18 protein-coding genes are annotated in these 19,574 nt (G+C 68.2%); 9 read left to right on the top strand and 9 right to left on the bottom strand.

The genetic code is table 11. The annotated features are described in order from the left end of the window. Positions 1-96 precede the first annotated feature (96 nt). The 3 genes from AC4EEV_RS11735 (at position 97) to AC4EEV_RS11725 (ending at position 2,175) form a co-directional block, all read left to right on the top strand. Positions 97-501, top strand: coding sequence for a hypothetical protein (locus tag AC4EEV_RS11735; RefSeq protein WP_491329007.1), 405 nt, complete (start codon positions 97-99; stop codon positions 499-501). A gap of 158 nt (positions 502-659) precedes the next feature. After that, on the top strand, positions 660-1,409 hold the full coding sequence (locus tag AC4EEV_RS11730; RefSeq protein ID WP_387453352.1) for a hypothetical protein: 750 nt from the start codon (positions 660-662) through the stop codon (positions 1,407-1,409). A 34-nt stretch (positions 1,410-1,443) separates the two neighbouring features. Further along, entirely contained in the window at positions 1,444-2,175 is a 732-nt protein-coding gene (locus tag AC4EEV_RS11725) for a class F sortase (protein ID WP_491329006.1), read from the top strand. Here the strand turns inward: AC4EEV_RS11725 and AC4EEV_RS11720 are convergent. Further along, positions 2,150-2,506 (bottom strand): hypothetical protein, encoded by a 357-nt coding sequence (locus AC4EEV_RS11720; RefSeq protein WP_491329005.1) that lies wholly within the window; start codon positions 2,504-2,506, stop codon positions 2,150-2,152. The genes AC4EEV_RS11725 and AC4EEV_RS11720 overlap by 26 nt on opposite strands. Here AC4EEV_RS11720 and AC4EEV_RS11715 point away from each other — a divergent pair. Together AC4EEV_RS11715 and AC4EEV_RS11710 are read left to right on the top strand one after the other, a co-directional pair. Further along, the gene (locus AC4EEV_RS11715) at positions 2,493-2,732 is read left to right on the top strand and encodes a cupredoxin domain-containing protein (protein WP_491329004.1); all 240 of its coding nucleotides are present in this window, start codon (positions 2,493-2,495) and stop codon (positions 2,730-2,732) included. The genes AC4EEV_RS11720 and AC4EEV_RS11715 overlap by 14 nt on opposite strands. A 73-nt stretch (positions 2,733-2,805) precedes the next feature. Continuing rightward, positions 2,806-3,336 (top strand): YbhB/YbcL family Raf kinase inhibitor-like protein, encoded by a 531-nt coding sequence (locus AC4EEV_RS11710; protein WP_491329003.1) that lies wholly within the window; start codon positions 2,806-2,808, stop codon positions 3,334-3,336. Between the two features lie 25 nt (positions 3,337-3,361). Here the strand turns inward: AC4EEV_RS11710 and AC4EEV_RS11705 are convergent, their stop codons facing one another. The 6 genes from AC4EEV_RS11705 to AC4EEV_RS11680 form a co-directional block, all read right to left on the bottom strand. After that, complete coding sequence (locus AC4EEV_RS11705; protein ID WP_491329002.1) at positions 3,362-4,249, bottom strand: SDR family NAD(P)-dependent oxidoreductase; 888 nt, start codon at positions 4,247-4,249, stop codon at positions 3,362-3,364. An 87-nt stretch (positions 4,250-4,336) separates the two neighbouring features. Then, a complete protein-coding gene (locus AC4EEV_RS11700) occupies positions 4,337-5,224 on the bottom strand; it encodes an AraC family transcriptional regulator (protein ID WP_491329001.1) in 888 nt (295 codons plus the stop codon). A gap of 30 nt (positions 5,225-5,254) precedes the next feature. Next, positions 5,255-7,591 carry a beta-galactosidase gene (locus AC4EEV_RS11695; RefSeq protein ID WP_491329000.1) on the bottom strand — a complete coding sequence of 779 codons (2,337 nt, stop codon included), beginning with the start codon at positions 7,589-7,591 and terminating at the stop codon, positions 5,255-5,257. Positions 7,592-7,601: 10 nt separating this feature from the next. Next, the gene (locus tag AC4EEV_RS11690) at positions 7,602-8,918 is read right to left on the bottom strand and encodes a cellulase-like family protein (protein ID WP_491328999.1); all 1,317 of its coding nucleotides are present in this window, start codon (positions 8,916-8,918) and stop codon (positions 7,602-7,604) included. Continuing rightward, the gene (locus AC4EEV_RS11685; RefSeq protein ID WP_491328998.1) at positions 8,915-12,232 is read right to left on the bottom strand and encodes a DUF5107 domain-containing protein; all 3,318 of its coding nucleotides are present in this window, start codon (positions 12,230-12,232) and stop codon (positions 8,915-8,917) included. Before AC4EEV_RS11685 ends, AC4EEV_RS11690 begins: the two co-directional genes overlap by 4 nt. Before the next feature lie 93 nt (positions 12,233-12,325). Beyond that, positions 12,326-12,712, bottom strand: coding sequence for a CBU_0592 family membrane protein (locus AC4EEV_RS11680; protein WP_491328997.1), 387 nt, complete (start codon positions 12,710-12,712; stop codon positions 12,326-12,328). A gap of 258 nt (positions 12,713-12,970) precedes the next feature. Between AC4EEV_RS11680 and AC4EEV_RS11675 the strand changes: the two genes are divergently transcribed. The 3 genes from AC4EEV_RS11675 to AC4EEV_RS11665 all read left to right on the top strand — a co-directional run bounded on the left by AC4EEV_RS11675 (position 12,971) and on the right by AC4EEV_RS11665 (position 16,319). Then, a complete protein-coding gene (locus AC4EEV_RS11675) occupies positions 12,971-13,420 on the top strand; it encodes a helix-turn-helix transcriptional regulator (protein WP_491328996.1) in 450 nt (149 codons plus the stop codon). Beyond that, a complete protein-coding gene (locus AC4EEV_RS11670) occupies positions 13,417-13,836 on the top strand; it encodes a VOC family protein (RefSeq protein ID WP_018763334.1) in 420 nt (139 codons plus the stop codon). Before AC4EEV_RS11675 ends, AC4EEV_RS11670 begins: the two co-directional genes overlap by 4 nt. 92 nt (positions 13,837-13,928) lie before the next feature. Further along, on the top strand, positions 13,929-16,319 hold the full coding sequence (locus AC4EEV_RS11665; protein WP_491328995.1) for an ATP-binding cassette domain-containing protein: 2,391 nt from the start codon (positions 13,929-13,931) through the stop codon (positions 16,317-16,319). Positions 16,320-16,418: 99 nt separating this feature from the next. Here the strand turns inward: AC4EEV_RS11665 and AC4EEV_RS11660 are convergent, their stop codons facing one another. Then, a complete protein-coding gene (locus AC4EEV_RS11660; protein ID WP_491328994.1) occupies positions 16,419-17,390 on the bottom strand; it encodes an alpha/beta hydrolase in 972 nt (323 codons plus the stop codon). 56 nt (positions 17,391-17,446) lie between these two features. Between AC4EEV_RS11660 and AC4EEV_RS11655 the strand changes: the two genes are divergently transcribed. Next, positions 17,447-18,019: an MOSC domain-containing protein gene (locus tag AC4EEV_RS11655; RefSeq protein WP_018763337.1), complete on the top strand. Its 573-nt coding sequence runs from the start codon at positions 17,447-17,449 to the stop codon at positions 18,017-18,019. 126 nt (positions 18,020-18,145) lie between these two features. On the opposite strand, the gene AC4EEV_RS11650 is transcribed toward AC4EEV_RS11655, so the two are convergent. Next, positions 18,146-19,504 (bottom strand): MFS transporter, encoded by a 1,359-nt coding sequence (locus tag AC4EEV_RS11650; protein ID WP_491328993.1) that lies wholly within the window; start codon positions 19,502-19,504, stop codon positions 18,146-18,148. Between the last annotated feature and the right edge of the window lie 70 nt (positions 19,505-19,574).

Below are 19,574 nucleotides of genomic sequence, written 5' to 3'. Positions count from 1 at the left end.
TCGGCAGCGGCCCCAGCTGTTGCAAGCTCCCCACCAGCAGCAGCGCCGTCCGATATTCCCGCTACGGACGCTGGTGGGCCGTCGGGGGCTGCATTGATGGTCTGCGGCGACGAGACGCGGGGCAACATCAGCCGGATCCTGGCTCTCCCCGCTGCTCCTGCTACCACAGCCTCCTGGGCGGACAAGCTCTACACCTGCACCTACGCGCTTCCCGCCGGGCCCCTCGTCCTCTCGGTCAAAGAAGCCGCGGACCCGGATACCGCCCGAGCCGACTTTCAGGACCTGCAGCAGACCACACCGGCGTCCGCACCGATCGAAGGATTGGCCAACCTCGGATTCCCGGCATTCCAAACGCCCGCCTCTGCCGTTTTCACGAAAGACAACTTTGTGTTGACCGTGGACGCGGCTGCGCTGCCGGAATCAGTGGGACCAAACCAAGTCACGCGGGCCGCGTTCGCGTACCAGGTGGCGACGACAGTACTTGCCTGCTGGTCCGAATAGCACCGCATTCCCCCGGCAGGAACTCCATGGCCGCCTGTTGGGGAGAAGAGTTTCCCGGCAGTGACCAATCCGTGATCTGGGCCACAACGAATTGCTGAAGTCACAGTCATGGGCGTGCCCATCAGGGGAGCGTTCACTGTCAACGAAGGAAACACGTCATGAAGAAATCCGCTTTCCTGATTGCCCCGGTCCTGGCCCTGGGCGCCCTCGCGCTCTCCACCAGCCCGGCCCTCGCCGCAGACAACACGATGTACCAGGCAAACCTCGCAGCTATCAACGGCAGTAATGCCTCTGGAACCGTCATGATCACCGTCAACGGCGACCAGGCCACCGTGACAGAGAAGGTTTCCGGTCTCGCTGCGATGTTCAACGGCAGCCCCTACCCGCACGTCCAGCACATCCATATCGGTGCCAAGGGAACTTGCCCGGACATGTCAGCTGATACCAGCAAGGACGGCGTTATCAGCACCACCGAAGGCGCCCCCTTCTACGGCGGGATCGGTGCCACCTTGTCTACCAGCGGTGACACCAGCCCCGCTGCCGGGACCGACCTGAAGGTCGCCGGGATGGGCGCCTCCTACACCTACAACCGGACTTTCACGCTGGACGCGAAGACTGCTGATTCACTCAAGGCGGGGACCGCCGTCGTCGTCGTCCATGGCCTGGACCCGGCAACGCTGCCCGCCGCCGCGCAAAAAGAACCTAGCGACCTGGTCCCGTCCCTGCCCCTGGCCGCTACCTCGCCTGCCCTCTGCGGGACGCTGAAGGCAATGCCTGCCGGCGCCCCTGGCACCGGCATCACCGCCCCGGCCCCGGCCGGCCCGGACCTGGGCCTCCTCGCCGCCGGTGGCGGCCTCGTCCTGGCAGCCGGCGGAGCATACGCCCTCCGCAAGAAGATCGCAGCCTAAGGCCTGAGAAGGCAGACGGAATTTCAGGGCTCTGATGGGATCTGAAGCGAGCAGCCGCCGCGGACGCTTTATTGCTTCCGCGGCGGCCGCGCTGCTCCTGGCCGGCGGCATCACCACCATCGGCCTGGGCCTGCACGCCGCCCCACCCAGCCCCTCTCCAACGAGCAGGGTGACGGCTACGGCACCGTCTCCCGACCCGACTATTCAGACGCCGGCTGCGTCGCAGGCGGCTGTGGATCCGGCAGCGACCGGCTCGACCCTGCGGACAACGCTTCCTGCGCCGCCGGACACCGACCTGCCGGCCTCCGTCCCGGTCCGGGTCCAGGTCCCCTCCATCGGGGTCGATGCAGGCCTGATTCCACTGGGCAAGCAAGCGAACGGCGAAATCCAGACCCCGTCCGGTGAACCGGGTTCTCCCGGCGGCTGGTACCAGGACTCACCCACCCCCGGCCAAACGGGGTCCGCGATAATCCTTGGCCACGTGAACGCCACCAACAGCGATGTCGGGCTGTTCTACCGGCTTCACGAAGTCACCCCAGGCCAGGACATCACCATCACCCGCGCAGACCACACAGCTGCCGTGTTCACCGTGGACAAGGTCGATGTCTACCGCAAAGCCACGTTCCCCACGATCGAGGTCTACCAAAACGCGGACCGCCCCGAAGTCCGGCTCATCACCTGCGGCGGCTACAACCCCGCCACGAGGGAATACCTGGACAACACCGTCGTATACGCACACCTCACCTCCAGCCACCCCGCATCCTGATGCCTGCACCGCCCGCCCGCTCCCGGTCGGCCTCGGTCCCGGGCTTTCCGATGCCGTTCCCAAAGGCCAACTCCATGAAGACCATCAAGACCAGCCAACGCCTCACCCTGACCCTGATAGGCGCAGCGACGATCATTGGAGCCAGCGCGTGCGGAACCGCCAGCAGCGGCACAAGTTCATCGCCGGCGTCGTCAACAGCGGCCGGATCCGCCAGCGCCTCCATGGATCCAGGCATGAACATGCGCGCCTCCCCCATGGCTTCGGCAACACCGTCGTCAATGGGAGAGGCCAGCAGTACCGCCAGGACGGCGGCTGAGATGACGATCCACATCAAATCATTTGCCTACACCGGCGCGGACAGTGTCCCCGCAGGGTCAACGGTGACGGTGATGAACATGGACAACGTAGCCCACACCGTGACCGCGGACGACGGATCCTTCGACGCAGTCGTCAAAGCCGGGACCAGCACTACCTTCACCGCCCCGGCAAAGGCGGGCACCTACACCTACCACTGCACCTACCACTCCAACATGCACGGAACACTGAACATCAAATGAGCCACAGCTTGCCCTATCGCAGGGCCCTAAGCATACTGATGAAACACCACTGAATTAGTGCGACAGGAGACACATGAATCTCGAACAGGACCCCTATTCCCGCCTGCCTCAACTTCCCGAGTTCACGCTGTCCAGCAAAGACATTTCCGACGGCGAGAAGCTTCCGGTTGCGCAAGCGAGCGGCAAAATGGGAATAGAGGGGGGCAAAGACCAGTCCCCCCAGCTCGCCTGGGAAGGATTCCCTCCGGAAACCCGCAGCTTCGCGGTCACCGTATTCGACCCCGACGCTCCCACCGGCAGCGGGTTCTGGCACTGGGCGGCGTTTAATCTTCCGGTATCCACCACGTCCTTGCTTTCGGGTGCGGCAGATTCCGGGCTGCCAGCCGGCGCCGTGCAGTTGGCCAACGACGCCGGCATGCGCGGTTTTGTGGGGGCTGCTCCCCCACCCGGCCACGGCGTGCACCACTATCACGTCGTCGTTCACGCCGTTGACGTCGAACACCTGGACATCCCGGCCGATGCCAGTCCTGCCAACCTCGGCTTCAACCTCTTTACCCACGCAATAGCGCGGGCCCGGATAGTGGCAACCTTCGAACAGCCCTAGCAGGCGGCCTGGCGAACGAAACAGGTCACTCCTGTGGGGCAGCCACCCAGCCCGCGGTCAGGCCGGTGACCCGGCTGCCGTCCAGGTCGGCCAGTTTGGTGGCCACGAAGTCGTGCGCCCAGGACGAGGTCTGGATCCGGAAGGCCGGCTCAGCGCCTTCCATGGTGGCCAGCACCACCGCCGCGACATCCGCCGGTTGCTGCGCGCTGCTGCTGGCGAACTGTGTGCTGGTTCGTTCCAGGTAGGCCGAGATGGCAGGACGGTAGGAGCCGGCCGTTTCCAGCAGTGCCGGGACATCGATCCCGGCGTTCGCCACGAAATTGCTGGACACGGCACCGGGTTCAATGACGTGCACCCCGACGCCAACGGTCCTGGCCACGGGCTGCAGGCTTTCCAGGAATCCTTCAACGGCAAATTTGGCGGCGCAATAGGCTTCGTTGAAGGGCTGGCCCACTATCCCGCCCACCGAACTGATGGTAACGACGCGTCCGACGCTCTCACGCAGGTGCGGCAGGGCGGCGCGGGTCAGGGCCACCACGCCAAAGAAGTTGACTTCCATGGCGCTGCGGAAATCTTTTAGACCCAGCATTTCCACCGTACCCACCGCCGCACTTCCGGCGTTGTTAACAAGCACGTCCAGCCGGCCGTAGGAACTAATGCAATACGCAATCTCACGGTCGATGTCCGCCGCGTCCGTAACGTCAAGCCGACGAATGTCCAGGGATACTCCGGCCTCATCGGCCGCGGCCCGAAGCGCGTCCGCGCGCTGCAGGTCGCGCATGGTGGCAATGACCGTCCAGCCTGCCCGCGCGGCCTCCACCGCGGTGGCAAGGCCTATCCCCGTGGACGTTCCGGTAATCAGCACCACACCCTTGGCCGGCGTAGGTGACGGGGCAACGTTCTGTTCGCTCACGGGCGCTCCTTGGTGCTGATGGTGCTTGGGCCATTGGATGCCTTTAGTTTCTCCGGCGTCCCCGGATCCAGCAAGGCGCAGGCAGCCTTACCCCTTCCGCTCCGCCCGGTACGCGCTGGGGCTGATCCCGTGCAGCCTGCGGAACTGGCGGGAGAAGTAGAACTGGTCCTGCAGCCCCACCTCGCGGCCCACCTGCGCGATAGTCAGGCCCGTGGTATCCAGCAGGTGCCGCGCCCGCGCCATTTTCAGGGACGTGTGGTGTGCCAGCACTCCCCCGCCGGTCGCCTCCCGGAACAGCTTGCTCAGGTGCGACGACGAGACACCCACCAGCGCGGCCAGGTCAGCCAGCCGGATGGCGCCGTCCGCCCGCTCCTCCAGGTAATTCATGGCCTGCTGCAGCGGCGTCCCCTTCTCCGGAACCCGGCGGTCCACGGCCAACGTAGCCAGCAGCTTCCACGCCATTCCCGCAGTGGCAACCAGGCGGGCGGGTGACTGGTCCTTCTCCAGGGCGCTGACGATCTCATCCAGCATCGCCGTCAGCCGGTCTGCCGCCACCACCGGAACAGTGCACCGCCCGGGCCGGACCCCGGCGCCCTCAACCAGCTCCGCCGCATCCGTTCCGCGGACGTGGCACCACCAGATCGTCCATGGATCATCCCCGGCGGCACCATACGCGTGGGCCTCGCCATTACCGCCGGGAAGGACGACGGCGGTCCCCTTGCCGACGTCGGTCCGCACACCGGCGGTTTCCACCCACCCGCGCCCGTCAACACACAGGATGACGATGGTTTCGTCCGCACCCTGTGGCCGGTAGCGGCCATGGTCCGCGGCGGCGGGAAACAATCCTGCGTCGGTGACTACCAGGCGCCGGGTGATGGGACGGTTGAGGGCTTCGAGGACCAAGGGCCGGGGAACCACCACCAGCCGCTGATTCTGGAATCCATGCGCCCGTTCCACCTGCGTCCCCTCCGTCACGAAACGTCCATCCTACGACGGCGGGAGGGCTCAGCCCAGGTCTTCCCGCCAATCGGACCAGCACACCAGCTGCACCCTTTCAACGGCAAGCAAGTCCCCAGACGTGGCGTCCCGCAGGCGCTGGGCCGCGGCGGGCAGCCCCACCTCTGCATCTTTGGAAAGCGGCAGGACCTGGAGCAAGACCTCCGAGCCGGCGCGGATGCCGGCATCGCCGGTGTCGATGACCCACTCCGATCCGTCCCAGAAGCGGTCGGCCACCACACGGCCGTCCACGAGCAGCCGGGCAACGTCACCCGCCCAGGTGACCTCCAGCTCGGTGGGCGCACCGCCGGTGGCGGCGTCCGTCGTCGGAAGTTCAATCCTGTACTCCGCGGAGAGCTCCGCCATCGCTTCCCGGCCCGGCGCGGCAGCCCGGCCCGCCAGCGAGCCGAAGGACGCCGGAATGGCGGCCGCAGCGCGGACCGGCACCAGGGGAACGTCGCGGCGGGCAGGTGCCCTCAACTGCATTGCGGCAGATACAGCCTCAAACCGCCCGGTTTCGCGTGCATACCGCCGGACCGAGGGCGCGCCCAGCGAGCGGCCCGCCAGCAAGCCGACGGCGTCCATCCACACCGGTTCGGCGGACAGCACCAGCTCCCGGCCGCGCGGCGTCTCCAGCACCCACGCCTGGTCCGCCAAGGAAGCGGGGAGGACCAGGATCTTCAAGGCACCCCCGGAACACGTCGCCGTCAGCTGAGCCAGGGAGGGGCGGACAGCCCAGGCATTCCCGCCCAGCGGAGCAGCCTCGCCTTCCAGGACCGTCCCCTCCGGCAGGCACAGCCGCGGTTCGATGCCCGCTTCCGCGGCGAGCACCAGTGTCGGCGGTCCCCCGGAATCGAGCACTGTCAGCGCGGACGCGGTGGCCCAGAGCAACCGGACGCCCCCAACCTCCAGGTTCACCGGCCAGGCGGCGATGGTGCCTGCGGGGATGTCGACGGGCACGTCCGGAACCGTCACAGGCCCATCTGCCAGACCCAGGCGGAACTGCGCACCACTATATGCCGGAAGCGGTATATGCGGCTGGTGCCAGGTAAGGAACACAAAACCGGACGTCCCGTCGGAGCGCAACGCCCAGCGCAGCGTCTCCGAGTCCTCCACGCCGGACGGCTCCCGGTCCGGCAGGGTGGACGGCATCGGCGCCAGGAGGTCCCCGAACGCGGCGAGGAACGCGTGCTGCCGGCGCAGCAGGGCAAAGCCCGGCGCCAGCCTGCCGGATGCACCGATGGGCGCATGGAAGTCGTAGTCGAACTCCGGGAGGTCGTTCGGGTAGCCAGTCGCCTGGGTCTCCTGCAGGCCGGCCGCGGGGTTCGTCCCGCCGGCGAACATGTAATAGCCCTGCCAGCCGGAGCCGCTGCCGATCTTGTTGTTGGACACGGCCGCCACGTCCTTGCCCGCTGGCCATGGCCGGCGTTGATAGGCCGTGGCCATGCCGCCGGTCAGCTCGCAGGTGGCCGCCGGATAAAGGTCGGAGGTGGACCGGGGCGGCGCGGCCTCGTTTCCGGACAGGTGTTCGCGGAGGTCGGCCCCGATGCCGGGATCGTCCCACTGGTGGCTGAAGAAGTAGTGCTGGCGGAACGTCGGATCCCACGGCGCGCCGGCATCCACCCAGAATCCGTCCCCGTAACCGCCGAAGACCGGCAGCACCTCGGCCCCGGGCAGGTCCGCCCCGCCCCACGCGGTCGCGGTCCAGAGGGGGGCGCCGAGCCCGGCCGCCCGGGCCAGCTCCTTCAACCGGGAAAGATGGGCCGGCTGGTCGTAGAGCTCGTTTTCCAACTGGATGCCGATCACGTTGCTGTCCGGCCCGCACAAGCCGCGCAGTTCGCCCCCCAGCCGGTTGTACCAGCGCTCCACCATGTCCAGGTAGGCGGGATCATTGGTGCGGTGGCGGACGGGGGCCGCCTGCACCCAGTCCGGAAAGCCGCCGTTGCGGACCTCGCCGTGGGCCCAGGGCCCGATGCGCAGGACGACGTCCAGGTCCAGCGCGGCACAGAGCCGGACGAACGCCGCAACATCGAGGTTGCCGTCAAAGCGCGGATCACCTTCCACCGGCTCGTGGTGGATCCAGAAGACGTAGCAGGCCACTACGGTGATACCGCCGGCTTTCATCAGGCGGAGCCTGTCCTCCCAGCGGTTCCTGGGCAGCCGGCTGAAGTGGATTTCCCCGGAGACCGGGATGGCCGGGCGTCCGCCACACTCCAAGTAGTGGTTGGTGACCCGCCACCTGCCGTGCGGATCCTCGGTGTTGCTCATGGCCGGCCGCAGCAAGGCATTGCCGTGCGGCCGGTGGGTGGCGGTCAGGAGGTAAAGGGCCGTGTTCGGGGAGGGCATGGCGGATCTTTCAGGTCACAGGTGCGGTACGGATCAGGTGGTTCATGCGGCGCTGCCAGTCTTCGTCGGCCCACAGGGGGTGGTGCGGCGCAGCATTGGAGCACAGCACCATGCCCCACACGCCGTGCTCCAGGGCGGTGCGGATGCCGTGTTCGGCGAGGTCGCGCCCCACCGGCCCCTCCTCGAAGGTGCCCAGCAGCGGTGTGTAACCGATCCAGCCCTCGCCCACCACCGCGGGAACGTCCTTCCAGCGGGCCCATGCGGCGATGGCGGTCACCCGCGATTCAATCTCGCGCCGCATCACTTCCCGGTAGGGCCCGTATTCGTTGTACAGCCAGGTGTCCCAGGCATCGGGATCGAGCCAGTCGTAGCCGTAGAGCATCTGGCCGGTGACCACGGTGGCGCGGTACTTCCATTCCGCCAGGCGGCCATACTCCGCGACCGAGGGTGCGCCAGGCTTCAGCAAAGCCCGCAGTGCCCGGTTGGGAAACCCGCCGCTCCCTTCGGAACGGATGTCGATCTGCTGCTGCAGGGCGTCCAGCACGCCGTAGCTGTACACGTGGAACTGCGCCGCGCCCAGGCCATCGGGCAGGGTATGCATGGCAAGGTGTGGCGGCTTGCCGTAGCTGGCCGTGATCAACAGGTCCGGATGCAGCGAGCGCAGCCGCTCCACCTCACTACTGCCGTTGGCGAGCGGCGGGAGGATGGAGAAGTCCACCTCGTTGTGCAGTTCCACCAGGGCGATGCGGTCCCGGTGCCCGGCATCCGACACCTCGCCGATCAGCCGGTCCCAGGCGTCGGCCAGGACACGGTACCGGCCTTCCAGCGGGACGGCGTCGATGGCTTCGAACCATTCCGGCGATTCTGCGAAGGCGGGTGACTGCTGGTACTCCCAGCTGGCCAGGATCACCACCAGCCCGTGCCGGGCGGCGGCCTCGAACAGGTCCAGGAGCCGGGTCCGCAGGTTGATCCGGTACCCGCCGGGAACGTCATACCAGCGGGTCCCCCTGCCGTATATCCCGCCGTCGGGCGCCGTTCCCAGTCCTTCGATCACCAGGTCCTCCGCGAGCGCCTCCAGCCCCAGCCCGCCATGGAGCAGCAGCGGCGCAGCGCAGATGCGGACGGCGTTGTATCCGAGCCCGGCGGCCCGTGCGCAGGCGGCGTCCAGGTCCGCGTAGGGTCCGCCCGCCTCGGCGCGGGTGTACCAGGAGAAGTCCCAGAGGCTGATGGCCAGGCGGGGCGGAAGGTGCGACGGCGGTGCGCCCGTCAGGGAGCGCGTGTCGCCGTGCACCGTGCCGGACCCGAGGTAGCGGGGTTCTTCCGTCACGGGGCACCGGTTCCTTCCAGCTGCGGCTTGCGGGTCAGCAGGCGGCCCCGCCCGGCCAGGTCCCGCAGTGACGCAGCCGCCGTGCGGCGGGATGCAGCGGTGTCGGTGGCGAACAGCAACAGTTCCGGGAGGGATGTGGCGAAGTAGTCGGGCGCGGCGGGGGCGGCTTCGAGTTCGTCGGCCCGTTCCTCCAGCCGGCGCCATACGTCCTCGGCGTCGCCACCCCTGCCCAGGCGGGACATGGCGACGCCGCGCCAGTAGTCGGCCGGGCCGGCCGGGCCGGGGTCAACGGCCAGGGGGCCGGCCTGCCGGCAGGGTCGAGTCCAGGCCTCCACCGCGGCCTGAGTGTCCCCGGCACGTTCCAGCGCATCGCCGAGGGCCACGAAGCGTTCAGCCATGCTGTCCCGGGGATGCCGCCCTTCGCCCAGGTTCGCGGGCGCTTCGACGCCCGTGCGCAGCAAGGTGGCGGCCGCCGTCGGGTCCTGCTCCATCAACGTCCGCGCATGCTGCACCGCTGCCCGGTCGTATGCCGCGAGCACCAGGCCCTCACCCCCCTCGAACGGCTGGAACGTGCGGGATCCAAGGAGTGCCAGGGCCTCCTGCGGCCGCCCCGCGTCGGTCAGCAGGTTGGCGTAGAGAACAGCAAGATCGTCCCGCGCCAGGACGGCCGGTCCATGCTGTTCGATGGCGGCGAGCCGCTCCCCGGCGGGCAGCCCGCGGAGTTCCGACAGGACGGACCGTTCGAAGACGAGCCGCGCGTCATCCGGGCTTAGTTCCAGGGCCCGGGCAAAATACGCATCAGCGGCGGCGGGGTCGCCACCGGTATTAACCGTGGCCAGCGCAGCATTGCGCCACACCACGGGATCGGTGGACCCGTGGATCATCGCTTTCTGCAGGTGGCCCAGCGCATCCTTGGTCCGTTCCGCGTCAAGCAGCCAGCAACCCAGCAGCCCGTGCGCCACGGGATCACGCGGGTCGGCTTCGAGGGCCCGGTGCAGCGCATCGAACTCGTCCAGGCCGTACGGGAAAGCATGGGTAGTGTCCGCCCGCCGCGCCTTTGCCCGATGCGCGGCAGCCTCCTGCGGGTCCAGCAGTTCTTCCAGCCACCCGGCGCGCAGGTAGTAGCGGATGGGCGCGGGGTTGCCGAAGGCCAAGTCAGCACCCGCGGGCGGTGCGCTTTCGGTCAGGTCCAGGGCGCGCTGCCACTGGCCTGCGCGGGCCAGCCAGCAGGCGACGGCCAGGCCGGTCTTGGGGTCTGCGACGTCAAGGGATCCGGCGAGCGACAGGGCCACGGGATCGAGTGGATCCGCGGCCAGGATGTCCTGCAGCAGCCGGGCGCTGTCAGCCGTGCGGCCCAGGTTTTCCAGGGCCAGGTACCGGAGATGCCTGGCTTCCGGGCTGGTTGATTCCAGGGCCAGCCCGGCATCGGCATGACGGAGCGCGGTGGCCGGCTCACCTTCCCGGAGGGCCAGCCGGGCCAAGGCCAGGCGGGCAGGGTGCGCCCAGGCCCTGTCCCAGGCGGCCTTCCCGAAGCGTTTACGGGCCTCATCGAGCCGGCCCGTACGTTCCAGGACCAGGCCCAGCCGGTAGCTTGCCTCCCCGCTGGGAGGGTTCAGGTTGCGGCCGGTCAGCCGGTCCAGGCCGGTTTCAAGGAGCTTCCGGGCCCCGGCATAGGCCCCGGTCCGATACTGGGTGGCAGCAAGGGCGGTGGCGGCGCGGGAATCCCCTGGATCCCGGCGGAGCATCTCCTCAAGGTAAGGCTGGGGCCTCCTGGTGGGGTGCCGGTTTTGGGCTAGGTGGGTTGCGGTGACATGGAGCTCGTCAGCGCTTTCGATCTCCCGCGGAGGCGCTGGTTCGGTGGCTGCCCAGGGCTCTGCGGGACGGTCCGTTGACTGCCGTGGGGTCCAGGAGATGAGTTCCCTGGCGCCGTCCATGACGCTGAGGGCCAGGTCCGTTTCCTCGGCCGGGGCGGGCAGCTGAACCGTGGCGGTGAAGGGCCGGTCCGGGGACAGTCCGGCGGTCCACGTGTGGAGGGTTTCGCCATGAAGGGCCAGGACCACCGTGGCATTTTCCGTATGGCCCGTGCCGGCAACACCCACCGTGGCGGTCCGGCCGGCGTCGTCAAGGGTAAGCGCGACGGCGGCCTCCAGGTTCGCCTGGTGCGCCGGGCCGATGTGCCGGATGGGGTACCAGTACTGGCTGAAGGTGCGCATCTCGCCGGGAGCGAGGTAGCTGAAGTCCGGCTGGTTGTCGGTGAAGACGCCGGCCATCAACTCGACGTACGGGCCGTCGTCGTCCGTTAGGTGCTTGTCCCAGGCCTTGCCCACGGAACCGTTCCCCCACGTCCACTGTTTCTTGCCGGGTGCAATGCTGCGGTCCGCCCAATGCACGAAGCCGGCCTTGGCGTCGTGGTCGTATCCGCCGAAGAAGCTGTCAGCCGTGTCTGTGACCATGTAGGACGTGGGGACGGGGATGTTGGCGTAGAAATCGAGCCGGTCGGCATCCGGGGTTCCATGCTGTCCGGCGAGCGCGGGGTAGTCCACGCCGTAGTAGGGCCGGTCGGCGCGGGGGAAGGCCGTGATGGCGCGGCGTGCATGGTCCGCCACGTGGGACACGTCGGTGGGGAAGAAGGACTGGTAGTTCCCGTGCACGCGGGCGGCGGCGTTCGCCCACCACAGGAAGGTTTGGGACTCGTCCGTACGGTTGTAGAGCCGGGCCTCCACCTCGATGAGGGAGCTGCCTGGCCGGAGGCGGACGCCATGGGTTCCGCGCATCCGCTGCAACGGGTCCAGGTCCGTGTGCCAGGCGGTGACGCTGCCGTCGCCGGCAGGCTCCACGGCGGTTTCCACCGGCAGGAACGTGCCGGGCCGGTGGTGCTGGGGCCAGTTGAATTCCACTCCGCCGGAGATCCAGGGCCCGGCCAGTCCCACCAGCCCGGGCTTGATCACGTTGTTCCGGTAGAAGAAGTCATAGCCTGCGGTCTTGTCATATCCCACGTGGATGCGGCCGCCGATTTCGGGCAGCAGCATCAGGCGGACGTACCGGTTTTCCAGGTGGATGGCCTGCCACAGCCTGGGCTTCTTGTCCGGTTCGATGCTGTCGATGAACGGCATGGGGTACACCTTGCCGCTGGATCCCTGGTACACCCGCCGGTCAAGGAACAACGGATACCGGTCCGGCTCCCCTGGGGTGTAGGTGTCGATAAGGACGGGTTCGCTCCAGCAGGCCACGCCGCCTGCATCCAGGATGTCCTGCTGGTCCTGCGGCGCATCGGGCAGCACAATCCTGCCCGGCGGGGTAAGTTCGTTGGTCACCCCCCAAGGCTATGAAGGCGCCCTAGGCGGTGGCCATGGCAAAAACGCGCGGTTATATGGACGATCGTGTACGCGGCGTTGGCCCCGATGAGCCTAAAGCGCCAGCCGCGGCCCGTCCCCGGCGGGATGGACCGACGGCATGACCGGCAGGGACCCGGTAAGGGCTTCCACCACAGCGAGCTGGCCGGTGCCGTCCGGAACCCCCGGGTACTGGACCTGCGCCGGTTCGAGGGAGGGGGCCGGGTCTTCCTGCCGCATCCGGACCAGCGCCACCGCGGAGATCAGGAACCAGGCCACGTTCGTGACGACGGACGGCCAGGCCCCGTGCAGGGTTCCGTTGATGATGACGGCAACGGAACCGAACAGGTTGGCCGTCTGGAAGCCCTTGCCTGCCTTCAGCCAGCCCATGGAAACGGCCAGGTACGCACTGAGTATCGCAACCGCGCCTGCCCAGCCGGCAATTTCCCACAGCAGTTCCATGGCGTCCTTCCAAGGTGGTGCCTGCGCAGTATCCGGGCAGGGCTCAAGGTGGTGAATCAAGGTTTGGTTTCGCCGCGTGCCGGACCCGCGGGACCGCTCACATCCAGCTCTGCGTTGCCTCAAGCCCTGTTCGGGCGAGGACCTCATACGCTGGCCGGCGGCATAATCATACCCCGCACCCCGGAGCACTTTTGACGCCCGGTTCCCCGCCGCCGAAGAGGGTGGACAAGACCCCCGCGGCGTAGCACGATCGGAGCTGTGACCAGCAGTCCAGCCGCCGATCCCTACCTCCGGGAACTCACCCAACTCCGCCGCGTCAGGGACCGGATGGACCGGGAGTACGCGCAGCCGCTGGACGTTGAATCCCTCGCCAGGGACGTGCACATGTCCGCGGGCCACTTCAGCCGCCGGTTCAAGCTCGCCTACGGGGAATCCCCGTACAGCTACCTCATGACCCGCCGCATTGAACGCGCCATGGCGCTTCTCCGCATGGGGGACCTCAGCGTGACGGACGTGTGCTTCGCCGTCGGCTGTTCCTCGCTGGGGACCTTCAGCACCCGCTTCAGCGAACTGGTGGGGATGCCGCCCAGCGTCTACAAGCAGGAGGCAGCGAACTCGACGGCGGGGATCCCCGCCTGCGTGGCGAAGCAGGTCACCAGACCGGTCAGGAATCGAGAAGCGCCCGCCCCTGAGCCGTTACTAGCATGACTGCCATGGACATCAACATTTCCTCAACCTTCCTTCCCGCCACCGATCCCGACGCCTCGCTGGCGTTCTACCGCGACGCCCTGGGCTTCGAAATCCGCAACGACGTTGGCCGGGGCACCATGCGGTGGATCACCGTGGGGCCGGCCGGCCAGAAGGACGTCTCCATCGTCCTGCATCCGCCGGCGGTAGACCCCGGCATCACCGACGACGAGCGCCGCACCATCGCCGAAATGATGGCCAAAGGCACCTACGCCACGATCGTCCTCTCGTCTCCGGACGTGGACGCGGCGTTCGCCAAGGTGGAGGCCGCCGGGGCCGACGTCGTGCAGGAACCCATCGACCAGCCCTACGGAGTCCGCGACTGCGCCTTCCGCGACCCGGCCGGCAACACCGTGCGCATCAACCAGCAGCCTTAGGCATATAACCAGCAACGTATAAAACGGACGACGCCGCGGGAGGCTGCCAGCGCAGCCTCCCCGCAGTGCCGCCCAGGACACAGGGGGACACCTTGAGCACCGACACCAGCACCGACGCCGCGCACACCGGAATGCATCTGGCCGACAGCCACGACATCATCCGGGTCCAGGGCGCACGGGAAAACAACCTCAAGGACGTCAGCCTTGAGCTGCCCAAGCGGCGGCTCACCGCGTTCACGGGAGTATCCGGCTCGGGCAAGAGCTCCCTGGTGTTCGCCACCATCGCCGCCGAATCGCAGCGCATGATCAACGAGACCTACAGTGCGTTCGTCCAAGGCTTCATGCCCAGCCTGGCCCGGCCTGATGTGGACCGGCTGGAGGGGCTCACGACGGCGATCATCGTGGACCAGGAGCGGATGGGCGCCAACCCGCGGTCCACCGTGGGCACCGCCACGGATGCCAACGCCATGCTGCGGATCCTGTTCAGCCGGCTGGGCCAGCCCTACGTCGGGCCGCCCACCGCCTTCTCCTTCAACGTGCCCACCCGCAAGGCCAGCGGCGTCATGAGCACCGAAAAGGGCGGCCGGGTGGAAAAGAACGTGGTCCGCCAGGTGACCTACCTCGGCGGCATGTGCCCGAGGTGCGAGGGCATGGGCAACGTCAGCGACATCGACCGGACCGCCCTGTACGACGATTCGAAGTCCCTGGCCGAGGGCGCCCTCACCGTCCCCGGCTACTCCATGGACGGCTGGTACGGCCGGCTGTTCGAGGGCATGGGCCTGCCCATGGACAAACCGATCGCGACGTTCACGGCGAAACAGCTGGACACGATGCTGTACGCCGAGCCCACCAAGATCAAGGTGGAGGGCGTCAACCTCACCTTCGAAGGCATCATCCCCAAGATCCAGAAGTCCATGCTGTCCAAGGACGTGGAGGCCATGCAGCCGCACGTGAAGCGGTTCGTGGAACGGGCGGTCACGTTCGCCACCTGCCCGGACTGCGGCGGCACGCGCCTCACGCCGGAGGTGCTCGACTCGCGGATCAACGGCAAGAACATCGCGGACCTGTGCACCATGCAGATCAGCGACCTCGCGCAGTGGATCCGCGGCCTGGACGAGCCCACGGTGCGCCCGCTGCTGGCCGGGCTGGGGGACCTCCTGGATTCCTTCGCGGAGATCGGCCTGGGCTACCTGTCACTGGACCGTCCGGCCGGCACCCTGTCCGGCGGCGAAGCGCAGCGGACCAAGATGATCCGGCACCTGGGCTCGTCCCTCACCGACGTCACCTATGTCTTCGACGAGCCAAGCATCGGCCTGCACCCGCACGACATCGAGCGGATGAACACGCTCCTGCTGCAGCTGCGGGACAAAGGCAACACCGTCCTGGTGGTGGAGCACAAACCGGAGATGATCGCGATCGCCGACCACGTCGTCGACCTCGGTCCGGGCGCCGGTGCCGGCGGTGGTGAGATCGTCTACGAGGGCGACGTCGACGGGTTGCGTGCCAGCGGCACCATCACCGGGCGGCACCTGGGTGACAAGTCCCGGCTGAAGGACTCGGTCCGGGCGGCCCGCGGCGCGCTGGAGGTGCGCGGCGCCTCCACCAACAACCTGCGCGACGTGGACGTCGACGTGCCGCTGGGGGTGCTGTGCGTGGTGACGGGCGTGGCGGGGTCCGGCAAGAGCTCGCTGATCCACGGCTCATTGGCGAAGCGTGACGGGGTGATCGTCATTGACCAGGGCGCCATCAAGGGGTCCCGGCGCAGCAATCCGGCCACCTACACCGGGCTGCTGGAACCCATCCGCAAAGCCTTCGCCAAAGCCAACGGGGTCAAGCCTGCGCTGTTCAGCTCAAACTCCGAGGGCGCCTGCCCCACCTGTAATGGCGCCGGCGTGATCTTCACCGAACTCGGCGTCATGGCCACGGTGGAGTCCACCTGCGAGGAATGTGAGGGCCGCCGGTTCCAGGCCGCCGTCCTGGAGTACACCCTGGGCGGGAAGAATATCGCCGACGTCCTGGACCTGTCCGTGGACGCGGCGCTGGCGTACTTTGCCGACGGCGAGGCCAAAACGCCCGCGGCGCACAAGGTCCTGGAGCGGCTTGCCGACGTCGGGCTGGGCTACATCACCCTGGGCCAGCCACTGACCACGTTGTCCGGCGGCGAGCGCCAGCGGCTCAAGCTCGCCTCGCAGATGGCCGAGGCCGGGGAGATCTACATCCTGGACGAGCCCACCGTCGGCCTGCACCTGGCCGACGTCGAACAGCTCCTTGGCCTGCTGGACCGGCTGGTCGGCTCCGGGAAATCCGTCATCGTCATCGAGCACCACCAGGCGGTCATGGCGCACGCGGACTGGATCATCGACATCGGCCCGGGAGCCGGGCACGACGGCGGCTCGATCGTTTTTGAGGGTACGCCGGCGGATCTGGTGGCCGGCCGGGCCACGCTCACCGGGCAGCACCTGGCGGCCTACGTCGGAGCTTGATCCGGGCGGTGCCGGCGGTTGCACCCGCCGGCGGTTGCGCCTGCCGGCGGTTGCGCCTGCCGGTGGTTGGCGCCTGCCGGTGGTTGAGTCTGTCGAAACCTAGCTCCGCTGGAGCTGCCCCAGGAAGGACACGGTAGCTGCAGCGATCTGCTGCTGTGCGGCCTGCCGGCTGATGCCGGGTTCGCCGTCGCCGGGCTGCGCCCCGTAGTCGCCAAAGAACGCGTGCACCCCGCCCTGGACCGCGGCGAACTCCGTATCCACGGGGAGGAGGTCCCGGGATGCCTGGATCTTGGCGGGGGTGCTGAGTCCGTCCTGGCTGCCGGAAACGGACAGGACGGACAGGCCGGTCCGCCCGCGCAGGGATTCGATCGGGTAGGAAGCGTAGAGAACCAGCCCGCTGACATCGGTGTTGGCCAGGGCGAATGACGATGCTGATACCCCGCCAAGTGAGTGGCCGCCCACCGCCCAGGTCCTGATGTCCGGGTTGTCGGCCATGGCGCTCCTGGCCTGGCTTCCGTCCAGCAGGCTGAGCCCCAGCGGTTCCTTCAGGATGACCACCCGGTATCCGGCCCCCACGGCGGGGGCCAGGATGTCCTGGTACGCCTTGGCGTCCACCCGGGCACCCGGGTAGAAAACCAACCCCTTGGTGGCAGTCCTGCCCTCCGGTGACATGGTGATGGCGGTGGCTGACTCGGTGACGGCGAGGTCCGACGTCGGGCCCGCCTCCGCTGCCTGGCCCGGCTGGTAGGCAAAGGGGCTTAGCCAGGCCAGGCCGGCGGCGAGCGCCAGCACGGCGATCCTGCCCGCCCAGGCGCCGACGGCCCGGACACGGGAGCGGGGCCGCGGAACATCGCGGCGCACCCACAGCAGGATGGCCCAGACGACGCCGGACGCAGCCGCCGCCAGCAGGAGGCCCGGCAGCAGGGGGTGTCCGCCCAGGACGGCGGGATTGCCGGCAAGCATCCACGCGGGAACCAGGATGAGGGCGGCGGCACAGGCCACCGACGCCCAGAAGAGGACGGTCCTGTGCCTGGCGGGCAGAACCCGGGCTGCGGTTGGTGAGGTATCCATGGGTCTGATCTTTCCACCGGGCGGCCGGATTGCGGGGAACGGCATACGCTGGCGGTATGGCTGAAAGCTTCCGGTACGACGTCGAGATCCTGCACCTGCTGGTGTCCCCCGCGCACGCCTACTTCGGCCGTGCCCGGGACGGTGCCGCCGATGTTCCGACCGAAGATGCTGCGCAGGCTGAGGTGGTGGCCGGGAAGGGCATCGTGGGCGACCGGTTCTTCGGCAAGGCCGCCCACATGGACGCAGCGGTGACCCTGTTCGCCGTCGAATCCCTTGAGGCGATCGCCGCCGAGCTGGGCTCGCAGCCGTTCGATCCCCTGCTGACCCGGCGGAACGTGGTGCTCCGCGGGGCGCAGCTGGCGCCGCTGCTGGGCCACGATTTTGCGCTGGAGTCCGGCGGGGACGTGGTGGAGTTCCATGGCGGCAGGCATGCCCAGCCCTGCGCGTGGATGGACGGGATGCTCGCCCCGGGCGCCCACCCGGCCATGCGCGGCCGCGGCGGCATCCGGTGCCGCGCCCTGACCGGCGGGTTCCTGCACCGGGGCCCTGCCGTGCTGGCCAGTCCGGTGCCGCTGGATCCGGGCCGGGCCGGGGAGTCGAGTTTCCTGCGGCCGTCGCGGCTTCCCTAGTAACGCGTACGACGGCGTCACGCACGGCACGCTTTCGGCCCGCCATCGGCGGGGAAGCCCCGGAATCCCGGCCCACCGCCGTCGTCCGCTGCCTGAAAGCGTGCCCTGCGTGACGCGGGTGCGGCCTCAGCTGGCTTTTTGCCCCTCGAGGTCCTCAAGCGACTTGCCTTTCGTGTCCGAGGACATCAGGGTGGCCACCGCGGACACGAGGCAGATCCCCAGCGTGGTCAGGCCGATGGTGAGCGGCACGTTGGTGGAACCGGGAGGAGCGATCGCGGTAAAGATGCTCGGGAAGAATGAAGCGATCATCAGCCCGATGTTCTGCGAGACGGCGAAGCCGGTGACCCGGATCCGCATGGGGAACTGCTCCTGGAAGAACGTGGCGAAGGTGGCGTTCCACATCTGGAAGAAGATGCCCTGCACGATCACGACGCACACGAAGACCAGCGGCAGGCTGCCCTGCTGGATCGCCCACAGGTACCCGGTGACCAGTACGCCGCCAATGACCCCGCCGGCCGCCATGAGCATCCGCCGGCCGATCCGGTCGGACAGTGCACCGAAAAACGGGATGGTGATGACGGCAGCAATGTTGGCTACCAGGGTCACCCACAGGAACTCGCTGCTGGAGAAGCCGTTGCCGTAGCCCTTCTGGGTGGCGTAGGAGACGCCGAAGATCAGGGTGGCCATGCCGATCACGTTGGTGAACGTCATGGCGACGCAGCGGACCAGGACGCCGGGGCGGGTGCGGAGGAGTTCGATGAGCGGGAAGCGCTGCTTGGCCGGGGCCGCTCCGGACTGCGCGGCGTACGCAGGGGGTTCGGTCACGCGGCGGCGGATCAGGTACCCGGCCAGGATGACGACGGCGCTGAGCAGGAACGGGATGCGCCAGCCCCAGGAGCTGAACTGGTCCGCCGGGAGGAGGGCGGCGAGCGGGAGGAGGACGGCGGTGGCCAGGATCGAGCCCACCTGGGTGCCCTGCAGGCTGAAGCTGGCGAAGAACCCGCGCTTTGCGTCAGGGGAATGCTCCACGATCATGGCGCTGGCACCGCCCAGTTCACCGGCAACGGCGAAACCCTGGATGAGCCTGAGGATCACCAGCAGAGCGGGCGCCAGGAGGCCCACCTGGCCGTACGTGGGGAGCAGGCCAACAGCGAACGTCGCGAAGCCCATGAGCAGCATCGCGAACACGAGCACTTTCTTGCGGCCGTGCCGGTCACCATAGGCGCCGAGCACCACGGCGCCGATGGGACGGGAGACGTAGCCGACGGCGTAGGTGGCCAGGGAGGCGATGATGGCGACGGTGGGGTTCCCGGACGGGAAGAAGATGGCGGGAAACACCAGGGTTGCCGCCAGGGAGTACAGCGCAAAGTCGTAGTACTCGAGGGCGCTTCCGATCCAGCCGCTCATCGCGGCCTTCCTGGGGTCCCGAACGCCGCCTCCAGCCCCTTGGCTGGTGAGGTGCGCGCGGGTGGGGGTGGTGCTCATGTGCTTGTCCTTCGTCTTCATTGGCAAGGAACCGGAACCGCTGGTCGTCAGCAGGATTCAGGGTTTGGTG

It is taken from the genome of Pseudarthrobacter sp. MOO14 (assembly GCF_058267675.1).
This window is presented reverse-complemented; position numbering and strand designations above follow the sequence as displayed.

Bases quoted from the DNA above. Each gene is read 5' to 3' on its own strand.
- AC4EEV_RS11735 (WP_491329007.1), top strand. From the start codon at position 97: ATGGTCTGCGGCGACGAGACGCGGGGCAACATCAGCCGGATCCTGGCT.
- AC4EEV_RS11730 (WP_387453352.1), top strand. From the start codon at position 660: ATGAAGAAATCCGCTTTCCTGATTGCCCCGGTCCTGGCCCTGGGCGCC.
- AC4EEV_RS11725 (WP_491329006.1), top strand. From the start codon at position 1,444: ATGGGATCTGAAGCGAGCAGCCGCCGCGGACGCTTTATTGCTTCCGCG.
- AC4EEV_RS11715 (WP_491329004.1), top strand. From the start codon at position 2,493: ATGACGATCCACATCAAATCATTTGCCTACACCGGCGCGGACAGTGTC.
- AC4EEV_RS11720 (WP_491329005.1), bottom strand. From the start codon at position 2,506: ATGTGGATCGTCATCTCAGCCGCCGTCCTGGCGGTACTGCTGGCCTCT.
- AC4EEV_RS11710 (WP_491329003.1), top strand. From the start codon at position 2,806: ATGAATCTCGAACAGGACCCCTATTCCCGCCTGCCTCAACTTCCCGAG.
- AC4EEV_RS11695 (WP_491329000.1), bottom strand. From the start codon at position 7,591: ATGCCCTCCCCGAACACGGCCCTTTACCTCCTGACCGCCACCCACCGG.
- AC4EEV_RS11680 (WP_491328997.1), bottom strand. From the start codon at position 12,712: ATGGAACTGCTGTGGGAAATTGCCGGCTGGGCAGGCGCGGTTGCGATA.
- AC4EEV_RS11670 (WP_018763334.1), top strand. From the start codon at position 13,417: ATGACTGCCATGGACATCAACATTTCCTCAACCTTCCTTCCCGCCACC.
- AC4EEV_RS11660 (WP_491328994.1), bottom strand. From the start codon at position 17,390: ATGGATACCTCACCAACCGCAGCCCGGGTTCTGCCCGCCAGGCACAGG.
- AC4EEV_RS11655 (WP_018763337.1), top strand. From the start codon at position 17,447: ATGGCTGAAAGCTTCCGGTACGACGTCGAGATCCTGCACCTGCTGGTG.
- AC4EEV_RS11650 (WP_491328993.1), bottom strand. From the start codon at position 19,504: ATGAGCACCACCCCCACCCGCGCGCACCTCACCAGCCAAGGGGCTGGA.